Origin of the sequence: Metasolibacillus meyeri, assembly GCF_003049505.1 — a bacterium.
GTDB classification, from domain to species: domain Bacteria; phylum Bacillota; class Bacilli; order Bacillales_A; family Planococcaceae; genus Metasolibacillus; species Metasolibacillus meyeri.
This window is the reverse complement of sequence record NZ_PYWN01000171.1, coordinates 1-7,992: the sequence shown is the minus strand read 5'-3', so window position 1 is coordinate 7,992 and position 7,992 is coordinate 1. Positions and strand designations below refer to the sequence as shown.

At 38.9% G+C, this 7,992-nt stretch carries 6 protein-coding genes; all 6 read right to left on the bottom strand.

Going from position 1 to position 7,992, the window contains the following annotated elements:
- Window positions 1–303 precede the first annotated feature (303 nt).
- The gene (locus tag C9J34_RS19570; RefSeq protein WP_107841859.1) at window positions 304–2,076 is read right to left on the bottom strand and encodes an ATP-binding protein; all 1,773 of its coding nucleotides are present in this window, start codon (window positions 2,074–2,076) and stop codon (window positions 304–306) included.
- On the bottom strand, window positions 2,069–2,785 hold the full coding sequence (locus tag C9J34_RS19565) for a response regulator transcription factor (RefSeq protein WP_107841858.1): 717 nt from the start codon (window positions 2,783–2,785) through the stop codon (window positions 2,069–2,071). Before C9J34_RS19565 ends, C9J34_RS19570 begins: the two co-directional genes overlap by 8 nt.
- A gap of 290 nt (window positions 2,786–3,075) precedes the next feature.
- Window positions 3,076–4,308 (bottom strand): c-type cytochrome biogenesis protein CcsB, encoded by a 1,233-nt coding sequence (gene ccsB / locus C9J34_RS19560; RefSeq protein ID WP_107841857.1) that lies wholly within the window; start codon window positions 4,306–4,308, stop codon window positions 3,076–3,078.
- Window positions 4,305–5,948, bottom strand: coding sequence for a cytochrome c biogenesis protein ResB (resB, locus tag C9J34_RS19555; RefSeq protein ID WP_107841856.1), 1,644 nt, complete (start codon window positions 5,946–5,948; stop codon window positions 4,305–4,307). Before resB ends, ccsB begins: the two co-directional genes overlap by 4 nt.
- Before the next feature lie 11 nt (window positions 5,949–5,959).
- Window positions 5,960–6,496, bottom strand: coding sequence for a thiol-disulfide oxidoreductase ResA (gene resA, locus C9J34_RS19550; protein ID WP_107841855.1), 537 nt, complete (start codon window positions 6,494–6,496; stop codon window positions 5,960–5,962).
- 256 nt (window positions 6,497–6,752) lie between these two features.
- The gene (locus C9J34_RS19545) at window positions 6,753–7,487 is read right to left on the bottom strand and encodes a pseudouridine synthase (RefSeq protein ID WP_107841854.1); all 735 of its coding nucleotides are present in this window, start codon (window positions 7,485–7,487) and stop codon (window positions 6,753–6,755) included.
- Window positions 7,488–7,992: the final 505 nt, after the last annotated feature.

Sequence of the window (7,992 nt, the reverse complement as noted above, 5' to 3'; positions counted from 1 at the left end):
AACGCTTGTGTGACCAACATCCTGTTGGCCTCAATCGGGTTTTTACAGGCTGTTAATCCTCCACTTAAATACTTCGTTTTTTTGAAGTAGTGGGGGGGCTTATAGCTTGTTAATACGGGATAAAATCGCTTCAAAATCCATCTATTTCGCCTCGACTCACTTTCGTTTTCAAAATCAAGGCTATTCCTTCTGCTCGTTACCATAGGACGTAACGTTCTGAGGCTGAGTTCCTCATGTTTGTATCCTTATCAAAGCACAATAAAGGGTGTGGGAATAGCTAATTTCCCACACCCTCTTATTCTATTACAACGGCAAATAAAAAGTAAATGCAGTTCCTTCTTTTTCGACGCTTGTCACTGCGATATTTCCATTATGTGCTTCAACGATATTACGCGCAATCGCTAAACCTAGACCTGTCCCACCTTTTGAACGTGTCCGCGCTTTATCTGCTTTATAAAAACGTTCAAAAACATACGGTAAGTCATCTTTAGGAATACCAATGCCTGTATCTCGTACTTCAATTTTTGCATATGATTTTGCATAAGTAGCGGATACGGTTACAGCTCCCTCAATCGGTGTGTGACGAAGTGCATTGTCTACTAAGTTCGTCAATACTTGCTCGATGCGGTCTTCATCAATATTCACCATAACATCTTCCTCAATATTGGACACAAAGCGTAAATCGACATGCTTTTCCTTTGCAACTTGTGCGAATTTTTGTGTCATACGCTCAAGTACGGGAACAAGCGGCACAAGGTTTTTATATAATCGCATATGACCTGATTCCATACGTGCTAAATCAAGCAAATCAGTAACAAGCCGTCCCATGCGCTGTGACTCATCATAAATAATTTTAATCATTTCATTGCGCTCATCCTCATCTATCACTACACCATCTAAAATAGCCTCAGAATAGCCTTGTAGCATCGCAATTGGCGTTCGCAATTCATGTGAAACATTCGCAATAAAGTCCGAGCGTAGCTTCTCTAAGCGATGTTGCTCCGTTTGGTCACGTATGACGGCCACTGCACCGCGCACAAGCTCTCCACTATAAAGAGGGCTAATTGTGATGCTGTAGTAGGAACCCTCCAGTTCAATTTCCTCTTCGATTTTATCTTCAAAATCGAGGACATGGTCCAGCATGTGGTAAATTTCAGGTGGAATTGGCTTCGTACTTTGCTCTCCCTTTGCCACAAACCATTTTTGTAAAAGGCGTTCGGCTGGGGGATTGCTTACTAAAATTGTACGATCACGATTAAACGTAATTACTGCATCCGTCATCGATGTTAAAATACTGGATAACTGCTCTTTTTCTTGGTTAATCACTTCTAGGTGGTGCTTTAACTGACGCCCCATTTGGTTAAAGGCAACAGCCAATTGACCAATTTCATCATTTTGCGTTGTTGGCACTTGTGAATCGAAGCGTCCTTTTGCAATCTCAAAGGCGTATTCCCTCATTTTTCTTAACGGATACGTAATACGACTTGATAAGAAAAAGGCAAAGAATGTCGTTAGTACAAAGGCAATAAACGCTGAGATGAAGACAATTTTTGTTGTTTCCTTACTTGTCTCATGCATAGCATCTGGATTTTGATAAATAAACACAGCACCGTGCAAAGCGGCATCACTTTTTAAAGGAAATGCTAGGACAACATATGTTTCCATTTTATTTTCATCTTTTTGCGATGGTAACAGCATTTCCTGTAAAATTGGCTTACTACTTGCATAAATATTTTCAAACGCTTTATTTTGCAAAATTTGCTGCTGTATGCGCTCTTGATTAATTCCTTCTTGAATCGCATAAACAGCACCATCTGGATTTTCAACAATCAATGCATTAGTTCCCTCATGCAAGACGCTACGAATAATTTCATATGGTGAATTATCTGTTAGATTACCATCAACAATATTAGCAATCGTCAATGCTGTTTGACGCAATGTCTCTTCGGCTCTAGCACCATGATAATTTTCTAAAAACTCTAGCATAAACACCGTAAAAATAAATAGTACAAAGGAAACGAGAAGCAATATGGTTCCCCATAGCTTCCCGACAATACTATTCCAAATTCTATTCATTCACAACCTCAAATTTATAGCCTACGCCCCAAACCGTTACAATCATTTTCGCAGCGCTTTCTGACACGCGATTTAATTTTTCACGTAGACGCTTTACATGCGTATCTACAGTACGTAAATCGCCAAAGAAGTCATAATGCCATACTTCTTTCAACAATTGCTCACGGTCAAACACTTTATCAGGTGATTTCGCTAGGAAATAAAGAAGTTCATATTCCTTCGGTGTTAAATTGACTTCTACCCCATCTGCAGTAACACGATGTGCGTCATGGTCAATCGTTAAATGCGGGAACACAACTAAATCTTTAGAAGTAGAACCATTTGAAACAGGTGCAAATGCCGCGGAACGTCGTAAAATTGCTTTTAAACGTAGCACTACTTCACGCGGACTAAATGGCTTCACAATATAGTCATCTGCACCTAGTTCAAAGCCCTGCACACGATTTGCTTCCTCGCCCTTAGCTGTCAGTAAAATGATTGGCGTTGTTTTCTTTTCACGAATTTCTTCACATACTTGTAGACCATCTTTTTCTGGCATCATAATATCTAAAAGGATGCAATGGTAATCATGCTCGAATGCTTTTGCAATCGCCTCTTCTCCATTTTCAGCCTCATCTACAATATATCCTTCACGCTCTAAGTACATTTTTAATAGACGGCGAATGCGATCTTCATCATCTACTACTAATACAGAAATATTTTCAGACACTGGTGTATCCCCTTTCCTACTTTCTACATCTTCTATTGTACCGTTTCAACATCAAATTGAAAAGTGAACTCGCATATTCTTACGATTTCCAGCATATAATTGTAAGTTAAGGAAAGAACTAATATTGACTCAGAAACGATTACCTATCACACAGGGACAGAAGTGTCTAAAGAAATTAACATCACTATTGAATATTTGGAATTTCTCGCATAACAAGCAGTTTGCATTTATACAAATAAAAATAGGGTGTGTCTGAAAAGTTATTACCTTTCCAGACACACCCTATACCATTAAGCGTATGAATGTAAGCCAGCAATAATTAAGTTAACGGCAATTAAGTTAAACATAATAATCGCAAAGCCAATTACAGCAAGCCATGCTGATTTTTTACCTTCCCAGCCCTTCGATAGGCGTAAATGTAAAAATGCTGCATAGAATAGCCATGTAATCAAAGCCCATACTTCTTTCGGGTCCCAGCCCCAGAAGCGACTCCATGCTTCATGCGCCCAAATCATCGCAAAAATCAAGGCTCCAAGTGTAAAGATTGGGAAACCAATTAAAATGGCACGATAGCCAATTTCATCCATTAAAGATGAGTTTACTTTTTGTACAAGCGGCTGTACCATCGCTGAAATCGAGCGACGACCAATCAAACGAATTAGTAAATAAATAACTGTACCGAATAATATAGAATAAAATACAGTTGTTAATTTTTTCGCATTCACAAGTGGTGGCATTTCCATTAGTGGTTGGAATGATCGATCAGCCTCTACAACAGGCTCATATGATTTTCCTTTTGCATCCACTAGCTTCACTTCCACATAATCATTCATACCAAAAATGGCTGGATTGTGATATTCAATAACACTTGTGTTACCTTCTTTATTTGTGTATTGATATGTTGCACTATAGCCCATTGCACTAAATGTAATGGAAGAAACGACAAAACCGATTACAAGTACAAGTGAAAACATAACAGCCTCTAAGAAAAAACGTTCCTTTGAAGCTTTTTTCAAGTTCACATGCTTTAATAAATAGATTAAGCCTGCAACAGCACTCAAGGCTAAAATCGACTCACCTAATGCGGCTGTAATTACGTGAATTGTTAGCCAGTTACTCTGTAATGAAGGAACTAATGGGCTAACTTCCCTTGGGAACATTGCTGCATAACCGATAATTAAAATGGCAATTGGCAATGCGGCAATCCCAAGTGCTGCCACACGATACATAAAATAACTAACAATAAAAGCACCGACAACAAACATCCCAAATGCTGTTGTAAACTCAAACATATTACTTACTGGTGCATGTCCTGTATACATCCAGCGCGTAATAAAGTAACCTAGATTAGCAACAAAGCCAATAATTGTCACTGTAACGGCTAGCTTACCCCATTTTTCAGCAGATGCGGGTGCATGGGCTACTTTTGTTGGTTTAATCGCACCACCAAATAATACAAGGGCAATTAAATAACAAACGAACGCTGTAAACAATAAATAGTCACTTAATTGAAGTAAACTCATAAGGTGTTGTCACCTTCCTTTTCCTGTTCTTTCTCTACTTGGTCCACATATTGTGGTAAATGCGCATGGGCTGTAACAGCATCTAAATCCTTTTTCATACTGAACCAGTTTTTATTTGCATGCGCAGCAAGACGAATAGAGCCATCCTCTAGCTGCTCTACCCATAGACGACGGTGATTCCAATAGGAGCCAATCACAACACCTAACATAAAGATGAAGCCACCAACTAATAAAATAGGAATCGTCTTATCTTTGCGAATTGTTAAACCTGACATATTGCGTGTATCTACACTAGAAAACTTCATTTTATATTGATTTTCTCCTAGTGGTTCCAACGTTTCCTGAATAGCTACTACACTCGTTTCTCCCTCAGGTGTATCTGGCGTAAACATACGGAAAATAAATGCTGGGTTATTTGGATAGGGTGAAGCTGTTTGTGGCACACCATCTTTAAAGCCTGAGAAATCTGGCAAGTAGGATACAAGCTGTACCTTTGTTTGCTCATTAATCACATATTCCTTTTCTGGCTTCGTTAAATCGATGCTCACTGCACCTAAAGATTGTTCTGTCGCTTTATTTTGCAGCTCAAAATGCATCACCTTTAATTCATTCAAGCGGTAGTCCATTTGGAAAATGGAATAACCATCATGCTTTAATGGGTGATTTACGCGAATTTCATAGGATTTCACTTCCTCTAAGTCGGAAGTTTGTCCAGGAACTGCCCCTTCTTTTTGCTTATAAAGCGTGACGTCTGTTTGATAGTTTTTGGCAACAACATTCACGCCTTGACGCACCTGTTCACCTTGTGGGTCATTATCATACAGTTCTAAAATAAATTTATCACCATATAGAAAATAACCGTCCATTCCATCTATAGCAATCGTTTCTCCTTCGCGTAACCAAATGGATGTATCGACATAAAACCCTGGAATGAGACGCAACATAACCGCACTTAAAAAGACAATCAGCCCAAGGTGATTAATATATGGACCGTAACGAGAAAAGCGTCCTTTTTCTGCAAGCAATGCATTATCCTCACGGCGAATCTTATAGTTTAATTTCTTCATTTGTTGCTCGATTAAATCAAGCGTTTTATCCGCTTGCTCAGAAGGTTGCCCTTCTGCCACAATGCGCTGACGCTTCATAAAGCTGGCATGACGCTTTACACGTTGCTTTGTTAAGGAGCGATGTAGCGGAATGCCACGGTCAATACTCGCTACAATAATTGACACACCTAACATACCAACGATTGTTTGGAACCACCATGACGAATATAAATCAGATAACCCTAAATTATAATAAAGTGTCCCAATTGTTCCATATACATCTGTATAATATTGCGCTTTTTCAGCTTGTGTTGCAACGTTCACATAAAATTCCTGTGGAAAAATCGTCCCAATAGATGCTGCAACCAACGTAATAATAATTAACGTGACACCCACTTTAACACTAGAGAAGAAATTCCAAACTTTATCAATAATTGATTTATTATGCGTTTTAGAGCGAATGGCAATCCCATCATAGCGCATATCCACTACCGCTTTGTCTTGCTCCTCTGTCGTTAACGGTCGCCCACATTTTTCACAAAGCTTTGTACCGACTGGATTTACATGCTTACAAGTACAAATGATTTTTTCCATCTGGCAAACTCCTATTCCGGTTTAATGGATTCCATATAGGCGGCAATGCTTGCCTCTGACATTTCACCGGTAATAATTTTTTTCACTTTTCCTTCAGGCGTAACTAACACAGTTGCAGGCAATGCGACACCTACATTATACGCTCGTTGTACACTTCTTGTTTTATCAATGACAACAGGGAAATCTACCCCTAAATTCGAAATGAAGCTTTGTACTTCAAAATCAGACTGTGCAATATTCACTGCCAATAATTCAACCCCCTGGTCTTTAAAGGCATTATATTGACGGTCCATTGCAGGCATTTCACGCTTGCACGGCTCACACCAAGTCCCCCAGAAATTTAGAAATACACCTTTTCCTTTATAATCTGATAAACGATATGTTTCACCATTTAAACCAACAAGCTCAAAATCAGGGGCTTTAGACCCTTCCTTTAATATTTGAACTTTGTCTTTTGTCGCTGTCGTATAAACTGTATAAACAATTGCAACGAGTAATACACTTAAAATAATCCCACGCACAATTGATCGCTTTTTCTTTTTCTCCATTTGCGCAAAATCCTCCTCGCACAGCATATTCCGTATACTATTATACCAAATAACAATTTTTTAATAGTCAGCACTTTTGAATGAATTATGAACGTTTCCTCTGAGTGGTTGTCAGAAAAGTGATAGGCTAGACCACTTTTCTTACAATTATTCACTCTTTTATCGAAACGTTTCCTCTTTGAAAATGAATAAGTAATACCAATATTAAAGAGGCTTCCCTGATACCTCAGGGTAATGTTAGTTGAAACAGTACTGATTAGTCTATTTTACCTGTTTCCGCTAACACTCGTAATAACTTCACCTCATGCTTTGTCAATTCACGGTATTCCCCTGGACTTAACCCTGCTAAATCTAAAAAGGCGAAACGCTCGCGCTTTAGCTTGACAACAGGCGTTCCAATTGCTTCGAACATTCTGCGCACTTGACGGTTTCTTCCCTCATGAATTGTAATTTCGCAAATTGCCTTACCCGCTTGCTCATCAAACGACATCATGCTTACTTTCGCTGGCGCTGTTTTGCCGTCCTCTAACTTAATACCGCGCTGTAGCTTTTTCAAGCCATCAATTGTTGGCACACCTTTTACACGTGCCACATATGTTTTATCAATTTTGAATTTAGGATGTGTTAATGAATAAGAAAATTCTCCATCATTCGTTAATAAAAGCAAGCCTGTCGTATCGTAATCTAAACGACCTACTGGGAAAATACGCTGATGCACATGCTTTTTAAAAATATCCGTTACCGTTTTACGCCCTTTATCATCTGTTACCGCAGAAATATAACCTCTTGGCTTGTATAAAAGGAAGTATACTTTATCTTCTTTTTCTAGCTTTACACCTTCTACCTCAATTGTATCCGAGTTCGATACTTTTGTACCAAGCTCCTTGACAACTTTACCATTTACCTTTACTTTTCCTTCTACAATTAGTTGCTCTGCTTTACGGCGAGATGCTACACCCGCATAAGCAATGACTTTTTGTAATCGTTCCATAAGATCACCTCATTGATTGATTGTTCGATTTATCGTGCTTGAACCTGTTGAAAATTATGTCACACTTTGCGCCATTATTAAAGAAAAATAGCTTTATTTCACATGCAAGCGTGACAAATTTGTCACACCCTGAAGCTTCAAGCAAAAAAACAGCATCTTGGATGTCATATAGATACTGTTTTTTTATATGTTCATGACAGTTTTTCAATTTATTTGCGCTTTCCTGTGATTTATCTGCGGTTTTCTCAGTTTATCTGCGCCTTTCCATGATTTATCTGCGCTTCTCTCAGTTTATCTGCGCTTTCCCGTGATTTATCTGCGGTTTTCTCAGTTTAACTGCGGTTTCCCGTGATTTATCTGCGGTTCTCTCGATTTATTTGCGCTTCTCTCAGTTTATCTGCGCTTTTCCATGATTTATCTGCGGTTTTCTCAGTTTATCTGCGGTTTCCCGTGATTTATCTGCGGTTCTCTCGATTTATTTGCGCTTTTCTATGATTTATCTGCG